We start from the raw sequence: 14,726 nt of genomic DNA on the forward strand, positions 1-14,726 counted from the left end.
CGGGGCTGGCTCCCCGCTAAACAACCGTGCATTCGGCGAACTGGTTTCGCTGTGTGCACGGTTTTTTTATTGTAAGGATTCTCCTAATGTTCAATAAAGTCACCAAGTCTTTCCAGTACGGCGAACATACCGTCGTTCTGGAAACCGGCGAAATCGCACGTCAGGCGTCAGGTGCCGTGCTGGTTTCGATTGAAGACACTGTTGTGTTGGCCACTGTTGTTGGCAAAAGCGAAGCGAAAGCAGGTCAGGATTTTTTCCCTCTGACCGTTGATTACGTCGAAAAAACCTACTCCGCTGGCAAGATTCCTGGTGGTTTCTTCAAGCGTGAAGGCCGCCAATCCGAGCGCGAGATCCTGATCTCCCGCCTGATCGACCGCCCACTGCGTCCCCTGTTCCCTGAAGGCTTCTACAACGAAGTTCAGGTCATCATTCACACGGTATCGGTCAACCCTGAAATTGATCCTGATATCGCTGCCATGATTGGCGCCTCGGCTGCCCTGGCTATTTCCGGCATTCCTTTCAACGGTCCTGTGGGTGCTGCCCGTGTGGGTTACGTTGATGGTCAGTACGTGCTGAACCCATCCGCTACTCAGCTGAAATCTTCGGCTCTGGATCTGGTTGTGGCTGGTACCGAGCAGGCTGTGCTGATGGTTGAGTCCGAAGCCAAGCAATTGTCCGAAGAAGTCATGCTGGGTGGTGTGGTGTTTGCTCACGAGCAAATGCAAGCAGCCATCAACTGCATTCACGAACTGGTTGAAGAAGCTGGCAAGCCCGAGTGGGATTGGCAGCCTGCTGCTGTTAACGAAAGCCTGTTGGCTGCGGTAACCGCTGCTGCTGAAGAAGGTCTGACACAGGCCTACCAGACTCGCGAAAAACAAGCTCGTACCGAGCAAGTGCGCGCTGTCTACGCTCAAGTTAAAGAAACGGTCAAGGCTCAAGCTGAAGCCGCCGGTCAGGATCAGCCTGATATGGTCGCCGTTGAAAACATGATGTTCGACCTGGAAAGCAAGATTGTGCGCTCGCGCATCTTGAGCGGCGAATCCCGTATTGACGGTCGCGATACCCGCACCGTTCGTCCTATCAGCATTCGTCTGGGTGTTCTGCCCCGTGCTCACGGTAGCGCCTTGTTCACACGTGGCGAAACTCAGGCCTTGGTGGTCACCACTCTGGGTACCAAGCAAGACGAGCAGATCATTGATTCGATTATGGGCGAGTACCGCGATCGCTTCATGATGCACTACAACATGCCTCCATTCGCCACTGGCGAAGCTGGCCGTTTCGGCGCTCCCAAGCGTCGTGAAATCGGTCACGGTCGTCTGGCCAAGCGTGCTTTGACTCCCTTGCTGCCAGCCGCTGAAGACTTCCAGTACTCCATCCGCGTGGTGTCCGAGATCACTGAATCCAACGGTTCCTCCTCCATGGCATCGGTGTGTGGTGGCTCCCTGTCCATGATGGACGCTGGCGTGCCTGTGCAAGATCACGTGGCCGGTGTGGCCATGGGTCTGATCAAGGAAGGCAACAAGTTTGCTGTGCTGACCGACATTCTGGGTGACGAAGATCACCTGGGCGATATGGACTTCAAGGTTGCCGGTACCGAGAAAGGTATTACTGCTTTGCAGATGGACATCAAGATCCAGGGCATCACCAAGGAAATCATGCAGGTTGCATTGGCTCAGGCTCACGAAGGCCGTATGCACATCCTGGGCAAGATGAAAGAGTCCATCGACGGTTCCCGTACCGAGATGTCCGAATTTGCGCCTCGCATGCTGACCGTGAAGATCAACCCCGAGAAGATTCGTGACGTGATTGGTAAGGGTGGTGCAACCATCCGCGCTCTGACCGAAGAAACCGGTACACAGATCGATATTTCGGATGACGGCACCATCACGATCGCCAGTGCTGATCTGGACAAGGCCCGCGAAGCCGAGCGTCGTATTAAGGAACTGACCGCTGAAGTGGAAGTGGGTCAGGAATACGAAGGCCCAGTGATGCGTTTGCTGGACTTTGGCGCGATTGTGCAAGTGCTGCCAGGCCGTGACGGCTTGCTGCATATCTCCGAGATTGCCAACTACCGTATCGCCAACATCAATGACGTGCTGAAAGTAGGTCAGGTTGTTAAGGTCAAGGTCATCGAAGCTGACGAGAAAGGTCGTCTGCGTCTGTCGATCAAGGCTATTGGCGGTATCGAAGCTCAAGGCGGCCCAGCTGCTCCTGCTGCTTCCTGATAGCGTTTGTAGTCTGCTTGAAGAAAAACCCGCTGCAAGGCGGGTTTTTTGCGTTTGGCATTGCCCGGGGTTGGAGGGGACTGGTTTGAATGCGCCTTGTTTAAACGTTGTACATTCTGGCTAAAGCCTTGGTCTTCGTGCTTTAGAGGGAATCTGTCGTGGGTTTTGGTAGCGCTTGTCTTGGGTTAGCAGGGCTTTATTAAGCGCTGTCTGGATGTCGAGATCATAAAATCCATAAACAGAGAGTGATGCGATGTCATGCTGATCCAAGTTTGAGTTGTCGCTTGGGTGGGTACTGGCCGAGCATGATCAAAAGCTGAGGCAGGAGACAGTCAATGATGGGGATAAACAGGCTATTCAGGTGCTTGTGTGCTGTGATGCTAGTTGGGTCTACGGGGAGCGTTGGCGCTAATGAAGTCGCTGATACGATCTTTCTGGACGCGAAGATCTATACCGCTAATGCCAATTCACCTGATGCCGAGGCGATGGCCGTGAGCCAGGGCCGAATTCTGGCCATAGGCAAGAGCGAACAGATCTTGCACTATCAGGGAGCGAAAACTCGCATGCTAAGCCTTGAGGGTCGACGCGTTATGCCTGGCCTGATTGATGCGCACTCCCACGCTATTTTTGCGGGCCTGGCTGCCTTGGCGCCAAATCTGGAGGATCAAGAGCTCAGTCCGCTTGAGCTCGCTCAGCAATTGCAAACCTGGCTGGTGGAAAAAGAGTCCGGACCGGATGTGCCTATGGTGGTGTTTGGGGTGAATCCTGCGGTGTGGTCTGCGCCCGAGTCATTGAGCGATTTGCTGGATGCTGGGGCTTGGCAGCACCAGGCTGTGTTGCTGATGGGGGCTGACTATCATACGGCCTGGGCGAATCAGGCAATGCGTGAAAAGGCGGGAATTGACGCTGCTTACGTGCAGTCATTGCCTGCGAAGTCTCAACACACCATCGGTGTGGCCAGTAATGGTCAGCCTGATGGGGTGTTGGTGGATGCTGGCCTGGATAAGGTAACGGTGATCTTGCCCAAACCAGCTGAAAAGCAGCTACTGGCAGCTGCAAAAATCGCTATTGAAACCAATAATCGCTATGGCATTACGGCCTGGATGGACCCGGCGGCCAACGCCGGGCCGGGGGAGGCTTTGTTTTCTCGACCTCTTGGCAGTGTTGGAGAGGGCATATTGCCGGCTTACCGGGTTTTATCAGAAGCGGGTTTATTAACTGCTCATGTTGCTGCCTTGCTGGTGGCCAGTCCGGAGAGTGATGCTGCGGATCTGGAGCAGCTTGATGGTGTCCGAAAGCGCTTTGCGCACATCCCTAACCTGAGTTTGCCGGGTATCAAGGTGTTTGCTGATGGGGTGTTGGAGTATCCGGCTCAAAGCGCAGCCTTGCTGGGCCGCTATGAAAACTCTGGCAAGCAGGGCGAGCTGTTGCTGGAGCAGCGCAAAATGACGCAGCTGGTTGATGCTATTGATCAGCGTGGCTGGCTGGTGCATATCCACGCTTTGGGCGACAGGGCTGTGCGTGTGTCTTTGGATGCTATTGAGTCGGCGCGCAAAAAGCGCAGCAGTGGTGTACCGCATTCAATTACGCATCTGCAGTTGGTAAGCTCGGCTGATTATCCCCGTTTTAAACAGCTTGATGTGATGGCTGTCATGCAGTTGCACTGGGCCGAGATTGATAACTATCTGCTTGATCTGGTCAAGCCTTATATTCCTGATTCGGAGTTTCAGGGTCAGTATCCAGCTCGGTCGCTGCAGCAGCATGGAGCGGTGATTGTGGGTGCCAGTGATTGGCCTATTTCTACGGCGAATCCGTGGGAAGCCATGCATCATGCAATGACACGCTCTGGGCCAGATGGCGGTTTGAATGCAGGCGAGCGTATGGATAAAGACAGTATGTTTAGGGCCTATACCATCAACGCGGCCAGGGCTATCCGAATGGAGAGGGAAATTGGCTCTCTGGAGGTGGGTAAGCAGGCAGACTTTATCGTGTTGGATCGCGATGTGCTGGAGGTAGATGTAGAGGCTTTGAAAGACACTCAGGTTCTGGCGACTTACTTTGCCGGTCGGCAGGTCTACGGCGCAGCTCCGTAGAAGGAGTCTGGCAGTGTTTTTCTGATTGACAGGGTTTGAACAGGCAGTGTGTATGCCGTATGCGGCTTATATAGCGGCAGATGGTTACTGCCCCATTCGATGGTTAGGTAAACAAAAAAGCCCACTATGCGTAGTGGGCTTTTTGTCGCCTGGTTTTTGCTGCAAAACCAACGCAGGTTTGGGCAAATTCAAGGCTTATGTATCAGCGCAGACCGCGTCAGGTCTATGGTGCATCCAGCCGGAATCGAACCGGCACGATCAAAGATCGAGGGATTTTAAGTCCCTTGCGTCTACCAATTCCGCCATGGATGCAGCGGGAGATGATGGCGGAAGCGGTGAGATTCGAACTCACGGATGGGTTACCCCATCGCCGGTTTTCAAGACCGGTCCATTCAACCGCTCTGGCACGCTTCCTGTCTGTTGGGCTTTTCTTCCTGACAAGTCACATGCGCAAAAAAGCACGGAGGCCAGGAAAGCCTTAAAGTGTAACGTATAAATTTGCCAGCGTCATCGAAATAATCTGTTTTCATGGCTGGAATAGGGCGTTGATGCCAGTGCCTGTGATAGATTGCATCAGGTAAGGCGGCTGCTTATGGTTTGTGCTTGCAGCCGCGCTGGAAAAATAGTCTAGATATCAGGGAGTAGGTATGCGAGCTGTTGAAATTACCGAGTTCGGAAAGCCGGAAGTGTTGCAAGTGGGCGAGCGCCCCATGCCACAAACAGGTCCTGGTGAAGTGCTGGTCAAGGTGCTGGCGGCGGGTGTGAACCGTCCGGACGTCTTGCAACGAGCAGGCGCTTACCCGCCGCCGGCTGGTGCGTCTGATATTCCCGGCCTGGAACTGGCCGGTGAAATCGTATCGGGCGATGTGCAGGGCAGTGAGTTCAAGATAGGGGATCAGGTCTGTGCGTTGGTCACTGGTGGTGGCTATGCCGAATATTGTGTGGTGCCAGTACAGCAGTGCCTGCCTATTCCTGCGGGTTTCAGCTTGCTGGAGGCGGCGGGGCTGCCAGAAACTTTCTTCACTGTCTGGAGCAATGTGTTCGACCGTGGTCAGTTGAGCAAGGGTGAAACCCTGCTGGTTCATGGTGGTGCAAGCGGAATTGGAACAACAGCTATCCAGTTGGCAGTGGCTCTGGGGCATACGGTATATGCCACGGCAGGCAGTGATGAGCGCGTGGAGGCCATTAATCGCTTGGGCGGGATCGGCATCAACTATAAAACCGAGGTTTACGAAGACGTCATCAAAAGCAAAACAGGCGGCCGTGGCGTTGATGTGATTCTGGATATGGTCTCTGGCGACTATATCAACCGGGATTTGACGTGTCTGGCTGATGACGGTCGTATCGTCATTATTGCTTTGCTGGGTGGGGTGAAGGCCACGATTAACTGTGGGGAGATCCTGCGTCGTCGCCTGACTATCACTGGCTCAACCTTGCGGTCCCGCTCTGTCGAGTTCAAGGCGCAACTGGCGCAGGCTCTGAAAGAGCGTGTCTGGCCTTTGCTGGAAGCAGGGCAGGTACGTCCCTTGATTCATGCCACTTTCCCCTTGGAAAAGGCGAGCGAAGCGCATGCCATGATGGAGGCGGGTGAGCAGGTGGGCAAGATCATTCTTGTTCCATAAAAGCAGCAAGGGTGGCGCAGCCACCCTTTTTCTTGCTGTTCTGAAACGAATTTTCTGTCAAATATGCGCGAAACGGATTAGCACGCGCTACAATAGCCGGTTAGCTGCGCCTTGATTGTGGGCGTTGGTGTAACTTTTTGACTGGCATCAAGGGAGCAATGAGCGTACATTCTTCGCGTAAACGACTGGTTGCGGGTAATTGGAAATTAAATGGCTCGCTTGATGGCAACAGCCGTCTGCTGCAAGAACTGCTCGTTCAGCCTGGTGCGCAGGCAGATTGTGATGTGCTTGTATGCGTTCCTTATGTGTATTTGCCTCAGGTGGCAGGTATCTTGAAAGATTCGACCATAGCGGTCGGCGCTCAAGATGTCAGTGTCCACGCCAAGGGTGCATACACGGGGGAAATCTCGGCGGCAATGCTGGCTGATATCGGCTGTCGCTGGGTGATTGTCGGGCATTCCGAGCGCCGTCAGTATCACCAGGAAAGTAGCGCTCAGGTTGCCGCCAAAGTTGTTGCGGCACTGGATGCGGGCTTGACGCCCATTGTCTGTATTGGCGAGCAGTTGGCCGATCGTGAGGCGGGGCAGGAAACCTGTGTGGTGCAAGATCAGCTTGAACCCATCAAAGCTCTTGGGGCTGAAGTGGTATCCAAACTGGTCCTGGCGTATGAGCCGGTTTGGGCTATTGGTACGGGCCTGACTGCAACGCCGGAGCAAGCGCAGCAAATGCATCAACAGATTCGCGCCTATATGGAGTCGGATCAGTTGCGTATTTTGTACGGTGGCAGCGTGAAGGCAGATAATGCCGCCGAGCTGTTTGCCATGCCGGATATTGATGGTGCCTTGGTGGGTGGTGCATCTTTGGATGCGCAAGAATTTTTACGTATTGTGGCCGCTTAAAGGGTCTGGAGTCTTTAAATGCAAGATTGGATGTCTTCCGTTCTGATGGCGGTGCAGGTTATCTCCTCGCTGTTGATTATTGGTCTGGTTCTGCTGCAGCAAGGCAAGGGCGCTGATATGGGCTCGGCCTTTGGTGGTGGTTCGGCAGGTAGTGTGTTTGGTGCGGCGGGCGCGGCGAACTTTTTGTCGCGCATGACCAAATGGGCGGCAATCGTCTTTTTTGTGTCTACCGGTGGTTTGGCCTGGGTTGCTCACCATCCTGCGCAGAAAGTGGATACAGGCGTGATGCAAGGTTACGAGTCTTCCGTTCCTGGTGCAGCCACATCGGGCGCCGCTTCGGTTCCTGCTCCGGCGGCCTCCGTGCCTGCGGCTGTTCCTTCGGCAGCTCCTGAGCAAAACGCTCCAGCGGTTCCCGCAGCTGAGTAAGCTCGGTCTGTTTGTGGGCTTGTTGTTGCTCTATATATAAGAGGCAACAAAGATCACAGGCGGGATCGGAAACTGCGATATCGAAGCCCGCCGTAATGGCGGGCTTTGTTCATTTAGCGGTGTTTGTGTGGAATATGCCTGCGTACGTGCTTTTTTAGGCGTTTTGGGCTGTTTTGTACTGACAGCTTTAGTTTTGTCATGCTAATATCGCTGTCTTGATTGCTTGCCGACGTGGTGGAATTGGTAGACACGCTATCTTGAGGGGGTAGTGGCGTAAGCTGTACGAGTTCGAGTCTCGTCGTCGGCACCAAACAAAAAAGCTGGGAAGTTCTGCGACTGCAGAGCCTGGAAATAAAACCTGATCCTGAAAAAGGACAGGTTTTTTTTTCGCCATTTTTTGGTGTTTTGTTTTTTCTGGAAGTTGCTTGCGCTGTGATTTCTTAGGCTGGTTCTTGTTTGTTGGATAAGCGCTTGAATCGGGTCAGTGCATGCTGAATTCTTCATCCGCTTTGATTCTCATAATATGAGAATTCATCAATCAAACCATATGTTCGTCTCCGGCTCCTGATGGGTTCAGAGCGGCGATCTGGTCTTTTTTTGCCTTGATTTCATTTTTTGCCTTGCTTGCAGAAAACCAGTATTGGCGACCGATTGCTCGGAAGACTTAAAGCAAGTTCTTAAGAAGATTGTAGGTTTAGGCTGCTAATTGTCGTGCTTGGCGAAAGCGGCTTGCAAAGCCGCTGTAAGTGGGTTTTTGTTGTGTATAGCCAACAAGCTGTGCACAAAGATTCACGTTTCCGAACGGTTTCGTAGTCAAGCGACGGGAATTTTGATGCAATAGCGTTAACTTCCCATCGCGGAGTTAGAAAGAGCAGCAGCACTGTTGTAGTTGGGCTGCTCTGATTTACTCAAATCTACGGAGATTTCTTACATGAAAAAGACTCTGCTCGCTGCTGCTCTGATGGCCGGCTTCGCTGGCGTCGCACACGCAGAAACGTCTGTCACCCTGTACGGTATTCTGGACGCTGGTATTGGTTACCAAAAAGTTAAAGGCACCGAAGGCTACGCAAGCAACGGTGTTGGCGCAGAAATCAACTCCAAGCGTACTGGCCTGATCAACGGCATTCAGTCCGGCAACCGTTGGGGCCTGAAGGGTTCCGAAGATCTGGGCGATGGCCTGCGCGCTGTGTTCGTTCTGGAAAGCGGCTTTGATCTGGGCACCGGTAACTCGGCTCAAGGTGGTCGTCTGTTCGGTCGTCAAGCTACTTTGGGTCTGGCTGGCGACAGCTGGGGTCAACTGGACTTCGGTCGTCAAACCAACATCGCTTCCAAATACCTGAGCGCTGTTGCTGATCCTTTCGGCGGTGGCTTTGACCAAGCTAACATCGGTGGCGCATTCACATCCGCCAACACCGTTCGTTACGACAACATGGTCATGTACCAAACCCCTAACTTCTCCGGCTTCCAGTTCGGCGTTGGTTACTCGTTCAATGCTGACGGTAAACAGTCGTGGGATAAAGATCTGCCAATGTATGTCAAGGATCCAGTGACTGGCAATCCTGTGCTGACTAGCGACACTATCAACTCGAAAGACTTCAACAAGCAAGCTATTACCACCGGTCTGCGTTACGCTAACGGTCCTATCGGTGTGGCTCTGACTTACGATCAAATGCGCGTCCGTGGTGTGAATCCATTTAAAGACGGCAGCGGTAAGATCATTGGTGGTACTTTTGACAACGCTCAAGATACAACCATCAAGTCCTGGAACATCGGCGGTAGCTACGATTTCGAAGTGATCAAGGCTTACTTGGCATTCGGTCAAACTCGCAACGGTCTGTTCGAAGGTCAAACCTTTGGTGAGTTGAACCAGCAAACACTGCTGGGTAAGGGCCTGAAAGTTAACTCCTACCTGGTTGGTCTGTCCGCACCTGTTGGCGCCGGCTCCATCATGGGTTCTTGGACAATGGCTGACCCACGTTCGGCTCCAGACAGCTACGGCGCTGGCTCCGAGTTCAAGAAACAGCACACTTTCAGCCTGGGTTACAGCCACCCACTGAGCAAGCGCACGAACGTGTACGCAATTGGCTCCTACGCCAAGAACGTGTACTTCATGCCTGACGCTAAGTCGACTCTGATCGGCGTTGGTCTGCGTCACCAGTTCTAATCGTTTCGCGTAGCATGTCTACGCGTTGCGAAAAGCAGGCCTTCGGGCTTGCTTGAGCTGATGAAGTATAAAAAGCCATCCTTCGGGATGGCTTTTTTATTTGGCTATTTATCTCTGTCTGGTTGGTCGTCTGTTGTCGGTGTTTGCTTGTATATCTGTTCCTGTCATGGCCGCTTATATGCGCAATCATATAATCCTGCTCTGTAGCTTGGGCTGAGCTTGCGACCACTTGGTTTTGTTTGTCTTGCTTACAAAATAAGCACGAAAAATCGTTTTCTTGGTGTCTCAGGCTGACATTTTCCTTACAAAAGCGGGTAAGATAATTAATTGATGCCTGAAATCACAACCCTTAATAAAGTAAATAATCAATAGTTGAAGGGTTTTTGGTCAGGTAGCTGACAGTTTTTGCGGCATGGGTGCAACACCCGTGCATAGATGTAATGGTTTGGGGTTATCCCCCAAAACTGTGCTCTCAAAATGCTACAATCCAAGAGTTTATTTACTGCGATTGGATGCTTTGCATGAACCTGCAAGAGTACTTTCCCGTTTTGCTATTTATCATCGTCGCCACTGGGATTGGCCTGGCTCTACTTTTAGTCGGTCGAGTGCTTGGTCCAAACCGGCCCGATGCTGAAAAGCTCTCTCCTTACGAATGCGGTTTTGAAGCATTCGGCGATTCGCGCATGAAGGTGGACATTCGTTACTACCTGATCGCGATTCTGTTCATCATGTTCGATCTGGAAATCGCTTTTCTGTTTCCCTGGGCCATGGCCAATGGAACAGTAGGCCTGGTCGGTTTCTGGACCGTTATGGCGTTCCTGGCCGTTTTGACGGTCGGTTTTATCTACGAATGGAAAAAAGGCGCTCTGGACTGGGAATAACCCATCCATGGAGAACCCTGCTTGGGGTTTTCGCGTCTGCTGCTGGGCATAAGGGGCACGAGGATGCGTCTTGATGACAGCGGGTTTGGTCAGCAACAGGATAGGCCGGGGCTTCCCAGGGTCTGATCCGGCAAAAGGCAACTACTATGGCTATCGACGGCATTCTCAAAGAAGGTTTTGTGACGACCAGTGCAGACAAGTTTCTGAACTGGGCAAAAACAGGGTCCATGTGGCCCATGACATTTGGTCTGGCCTGTTGTGCAGTGGAAATGATGCACGCTGGTGCGGCTCGCTATGACCTGGACCAATTCGGCATTATTTTCCGTCCCAGCCCACGTCAATCTGACTTGATGATTGTGGCGGGCACCCTGTGCAACAAGATGGCACCTGCCTTGCGCAAGGTATACGACCAGATGGCCGAGCCACGCTGGGTTGTATCCATGGGCTCCTGTGCCAATGGTGGCGGCTACTACCACTACTCCTACTCGGTTGTGCGCGGCTGTGACCGCATCGTGCCGGTAGACGTGTACGTGCCGGGCTGTCCTCCAACCGCTGAAGCTCTGGTTTACGGCTTGCTGCAAATGCAGAACAAGATCCGTTTGACCAATACCATCGCACGCTGAACGGTTAGAACAGGCTAAACAAGACTATGACACGGCTAGAAACTTTAAAAACCAACTTGCTCTCTATCCTTGGCGAGCAGGCTGCGTTGACGCAAGCGCGCAATGAACTCACTTTGGAAGTGCCGGTGGATGCATGGCTCGATACCTGCACACTGCTGCGCGACCACGCTGATCTGCGCTTTGAGACCTGTATCGACTTGTGCGGGATTGATTATTCCGCCTGGAAAGCGCCTACCTATCAGGCCGCATCGGCTCAGTTTCCCCATCGCTTTGCCGTTGTGCTGCACCTGATGTCCTTGAAGCACAACTGGCGCCTGCGTGTGCGCTGCTTTGTGCCCAACGACGATTTCCCCGCTTTGCCAACCCTGTTCGAGGTCTGGCCTTCGGTGAACTGGTTCGAGCGCGAAGCGTTTGACCTGTACGGCATTATTTTCGAGAACCACCCTGATCTGCGTCGCATCCTGACCGACTACGGTTTCATCGGTCATCCGTTCCGCAAAGACTTCCCCATCTCCGGCTACGTCGAAATGCGCTATGACACCGAGCAGAAGCGGGTCATTTACCAGCCCGTCACCATCGAGCCGCGTGAAATCACGCCACGAGTGGTGCGCGAGGACGATTACGGAATTGGGCGATAAGCATCATGGCAGAAATTCAAAACTACACCCTGAACTTTGGTCCTCAGCACCCAGCCGCACACGGTGTGTTGCGTTTGGTGCTTGAGCTGGACGGCGAAGTCATTCAGCGTGCTGACCCCCATATTGGTTTGTTGCATCGCGCCACCGAAAAGCTGGCCGAGCACCGCACTTTCCTGCAAACCCTGCCATACATGGATCGTCTGGACTATGTGTCCATGATGGTCAACGAGCACGCTTACTGTATGGCCGTGGAGCGTCTGGTCGGTGTTGAGGTGCCGTTGCGTGCTCAATACATCCGCGTCATGTTTGACGAGATCACCCGCATCCTGAACCACCTGATGTCGGTCGGTTCGCATGCGCTGGACGTGGGTGCCATGGCCGTGTTCCTGTACGCCTTCCGTGAACGTGAAGACCTGATGGACTGCTACGAAGCGGTCTCCGGCGCCCGTTTGCACGCGGCCTACTACCGTCCTGGTGGCGTTTACCGCGATCTGCCCGGCACCATGCCTCAGTACAAGGCCAACAAATACCGCTCCGACAAAGAACTGAAAGCGATGAACGAAGCGCGTTCGGGTTCTTTGCTGGATTTCATCGAAGACTTCACCAACCGTTTCCCCGCTTGTGTTGACGAGTACGAAACTCTGCTGACCGATAACCGTATCTGGAAGCAGCGTCTGGTGGGCGTGGGCGTGGTGGATCCTGATCGCGCCAAGGCGCTGGGCTTTACCGGCCCCATGCTGCGTGGTTCGGGCGTGGAGTGGGATCTGCGCAAGATGCAGCCCTACGAAGTCTATGATCGCGTCGAATTTGATATTCCTGTGGGTCGCAACGGTGACTCTTACGACCGTTACCTGGTTCGTATCGCAGAAATGCGCGAGAGCAACCGCATCATCCGTCAGTGTGTACAGTGGCTGCGTAACAACCCCGGTCCTGTCATCACGGATAACCACAAAGTGGCGCCGCCATCGCGCGAACGCATGAAAACCGGGATGGAGGACTTGATCCACCATTTCAAACTGTTCTCCGAAGGTATGCACGTGCCTACTGGCGAAGTGTATGCCGGTGTGGAGCATCCCAAGGGCGAGTTTGGCATTTATCTGGTATCTGACGGCGGTAACAAGCCTTACCGCATGAAGATCCGTGCTCCGGGCTTCGTCCACTTGCAGGCCCTCGATGAAATGAGCCGCGGTCACATGATTGCCGACGCGGTCACGATCATCGGCACGCAGGACATTGTGTTTGGCGAGATCGACCGCTAAGGTCGCGCCTGGAAAAACGGAACCGAATTATGTTGCTTTCCGAAAAAGCCTACCAACAGATAGATAAGGAACTGAGCAAGTTCCCGGCAGATCAACGTCGCTCTGCCATCATGGCCTCCCTGGCCATTGCCCAGCAGGAAAAAGGCTGGGTATCGCCAGAAATTATCGAGGATGTGGCCCAATACATTGGCGTGGAGCCTATCGCTGTGCAGGAGGTTGCGACCTTCTACAACATGTTCCACACCAAGCCCGTTGGCCGCGTCACTATTTCCGTTTGCACCAACTTGCCCTGTGCGCTGCGTGATGGCGTCAAGGCTGGCGAGTACCTGAAAGAGAAACTGGGTATCGAATACGGTGAAACCACGGCGGACGGCCAGTTCTCCCTGATCATGGGAGAGTGCATGGGTTCATGTGGTGATTCGCCCGTCATGCTGCTGAACAATCAGCACATGTGCGTGCGTATGGAAGCCGAGCGCATTGATGCCATGCTCGAAGAATTGAAGACACACGGAGAATCGGCATGATTGCACCGGACATTCTGCGCAAGTTCGCACAGGGATTGGAACCTAACCCTGGTGGCGACCTGTCGCGCAGCATGATTTTTCATGATCGTCATATTCAGCCACAGATTCTGGCTGGTTTGAACGGCGATAACTGGGGCCTGGAAGAGTACGTCAAGCGTGGTGGCTATGAAGCTCTGCGTAAAGTACTGACTACCGGCATGAAGCCCGAAGACGTGATTGCTGAAGTCAAGACTTCGGCCTTGCGCGGTCGTGGTGGTGCAGGTTTTCCATCGGGTTTGAAGTGGAGCTTCATGCCCCGCAGCTTGCCCGGTCAAAAGTACCTGGTATGTAACTCCGACGAGGGCGAACCCGGCACTTTCAAAGACCGCGATATCCTGCGTTTCAACCCGCACATCGTGATCGAGGGCATGGCCATTGCAGCCTACGCCATGGGTATTACCGTGGGCTACAACTACATCCACGGTGAAGTGTTCGAAATCTATCAGCGTTTTGAAGAAGCGCTGGAACAGGCCCGTGCGGCTGGCTTCCTGGGTGACAAGATCCTGGGTTCGGATTTCAGCTTCCAGCTGCATGCGTTCCACGGTTACGGTGCCTATATTTGCGGTGAAGAAACTGCGCTGCTGGAGTCCCTGGAAGGCAAGAAGGGCCAGCCTCGCTTCAAACCACCATTCCCGGCCAGTTTTGGGCTGTACGGCAAGCCGACAACCATCAACAACACTGAAACCTTCGCGGCTGTACCCTGGATTTTGCGCAACAGCGGTCAGGAATACCTGGAAGTGGGTATCCCCAATGCGGGCGGTACCAAGATCTTCTCCATTACTGGCGACGTAGAGCGTCCCGGTAACTACGAAGTGCCTCTGGGTACACCGTTTGCCACCTTGCTGGAATTGGCAGGCGGCATGCGCGACGGTCGCAAACTGAAAGCTGTGATCCCTGGTGGTTCCAGCTCGCCCGTTTTGCCCGCCGACATCATCATGGCGACCAACCTGGACTATGACTCCATTGCCAAGGCTGGTTCCATGCTGGGTTCGGGCGCTGTCATCGTGATGGACGAGACTCGTTGCATGGTCAAGTCCCTGCTGCGCCTGTCCTATTTTTACTATCACGAAAGCTGCGGCCAGTGCACGCCGTGCCGGGAAGGCACAGGCTGGTTGTGGCGCATGGTGCATCGTATCGAGAACGGTCAAGGTCGCCCAGAAGATCTGGACATGCTCGATGACATCGCACAGAACATCATGGGTCGCACCATTTGCGCCCTGGGTGATGCTGCTGCCATGCCGGTGCGCAGTTTCGTTAAGCATTTCCGCGACGAGTTCGCACACCACATCGAGCATAAAGGCTGTGTGGTGCCTCAATATTTGTAGGCCAGGAC

General features: G+C 53.7%; 12 protein-coding genes and 3 tRNA genes. 13 read left to right on the top strand and 2 right to left on the bottom strand.

Annotation, left to right across the window (positions count from 1 at the left end):
• The first annotated feature begins 86 nt into the window (after positions 1–86).
• Positions 87–2,225, top strand: coding sequence for a polyribonucleotide nucleotidyltransferase (pnp, locus tag ACLPGZ_RS11445; protein WP_035272454.1), 2,139 nt, complete (start codon positions 87–89; stop codon positions 2,223–2,225).
• A 377-nt stretch (positions 2,226–2,602) separates the two neighbouring features.
• Positions 2,603–4,318, top strand: coding sequence for an amidohydrolase (locus ACLPGZ_RS11450; protein WP_239054513.1), 1,716 nt, complete (start codon positions 2,603–2,605; stop codon positions 4,316–4,318).
• A 226-nt stretch (positions 4,319–4,544) separates the two neighbouring features.
• Here ACLPGZ_RS11450 and ACLPGZ_RS11455 read toward each other — a convergent pair.
• Both ACLPGZ_RS11455 and ACLPGZ_RS11460 read right to left on the bottom strand, forming a co-directional pair.
• Positions 4,545–4,630, bottom strand: a tRNA-Leu gene (locus ACLPGZ_RS11455).
• 12 nt (positions 4,631–4,642) lie between these two features.
• A tRNA-Ser gene (locus ACLPGZ_RS11460) sits at positions 4,643–4,732 on the bottom strand.
• A gap of 233 nt (positions 4,733–4,965) precedes the next feature.
• On the opposite strand from ACLPGZ_RS11460, the gene ACLPGZ_RS11465 reads away from it, so the two are divergent.
• The 11 genes from ACLPGZ_RS11465 to nuoF all read left to right on the top strand — a co-directional run bounded on the left by ACLPGZ_RS11465 (position 4,966) and on the right by nuoF (position 14,718).
• Positions 4,966–5,940: an NAD(P)H-quinone oxidoreductase gene (locus ACLPGZ_RS11465; protein WP_035272457.1), complete on the top strand. Its 975-nt coding sequence runs from the start codon at positions 4,966–4,968 to the stop codon at positions 5,938–5,940.
• 158 nt (positions 5,941–6,098) lie between these two features.
• Complete coding sequence (tpiA, locus tag ACLPGZ_RS11470; protein ID WP_060186464.1) at positions 6,099–6,839, top strand: triose-phosphate isomerase; 741 nt, start codon at positions 6,099–6,101, stop codon at positions 6,837–6,839.
• 18 nt (positions 6,840–6,857) lie between these two features.
• Positions 6,858–7,265 (top strand): preprotein translocase subunit SecG, encoded by a 408-nt coding sequence (gene secG / locus ACLPGZ_RS11475; protein ID WP_239054512.1) that lies wholly within the window; start codon positions 6,858–6,860, stop codon positions 7,263–7,265.
• A 225-nt stretch (positions 7,266–7,490) separates the two neighbouring features.
• Positions 7,491–7,575, top strand: a tRNA-Leu gene (locus ACLPGZ_RS11480).
• Positions 7,576–8,196: 621 nt separating this feature from the next.
• Positions 8,197–9,429, top strand: coding sequence for a porin (locus tag ACLPGZ_RS11485; protein WP_239054511.1), 1,233 nt, complete (start codon positions 8,197–8,199; stop codon positions 9,427–9,429).
• Between the two features lie 521 nt (positions 9,430–9,950).
• Positions 9,951–10,310 carry an NADH-quinone oxidoreductase subunit A gene (locus ACLPGZ_RS11490; RefSeq protein ID WP_003801061.1) on the top strand — a complete coding sequence of 120 codons (360 nt, stop codon included), beginning with the start codon at positions 9,951–9,953 and terminating at the stop codon, positions 10,308–10,310.
• Between the two features lie 146 nt (positions 10,311–10,456).
• A complete protein-coding gene (locus ACLPGZ_RS11495) occupies positions 10,457–10,933 on the top strand; it encodes a NuoB/complex I 20 kDa subunit family protein (RefSeq protein ID WP_003801059.1) in 477 nt (158 codons plus the stop codon).
• Between the two features lie 26 nt (positions 10,934–10,959).
• Positions 10,960–11,571: an NADH-quinone oxidoreductase subunit C gene (locus ACLPGZ_RS11500; protein WP_042482529.1), complete on the top strand. Its 612-nt coding sequence runs from the start codon at positions 10,960–10,962 to the stop codon at positions 11,569–11,571.
• Between the two features lie 5 nt (positions 11,572–11,576).
• Positions 11,577–12,830: an NADH-quinone oxidoreductase subunit D gene (locus ACLPGZ_RS11505; RefSeq protein ID WP_003801056.1), complete on the top strand. Its 1,254-nt coding sequence runs from the start codon at positions 11,577–11,579 to the stop codon at positions 12,828–12,830.
• Positions 12,831–12,859: 29 nt separating this feature from the next.
• A complete protein-coding gene (gene nuoE / locus ACLPGZ_RS11510; protein WP_026483139.1) occupies positions 12,860–13,354 on the top strand; it encodes an NADH-quinone oxidoreductase subunit NuoE in 495 nt (164 codons plus the stop codon).
• Complete coding sequence (gene nuoF, locus ACLPGZ_RS11515) at positions 13,351–14,718, top strand: NADH-quinone oxidoreductase subunit NuoF (RefSeq protein ID WP_009456684.1); 1,368 nt, start codon at positions 13,351–13,353, stop codon at positions 14,716–14,718. Before nuoE ends, nuoF begins: the two co-directional genes overlap by 4 nt.
• Positions 14,719–14,726 lie beyond the last annotated feature (8 nt).

It is taken from the genome of Alcaligenes sp. Me129 (genome assembly GCF_050487245.1).
GTDB classification, from domain to species: Bacteria; Pseudomonadota; Gammaproteobacteria; order Burkholderiales; family Burkholderiaceae_B; genus Alcaligenes; species Alcaligenes phenolicus.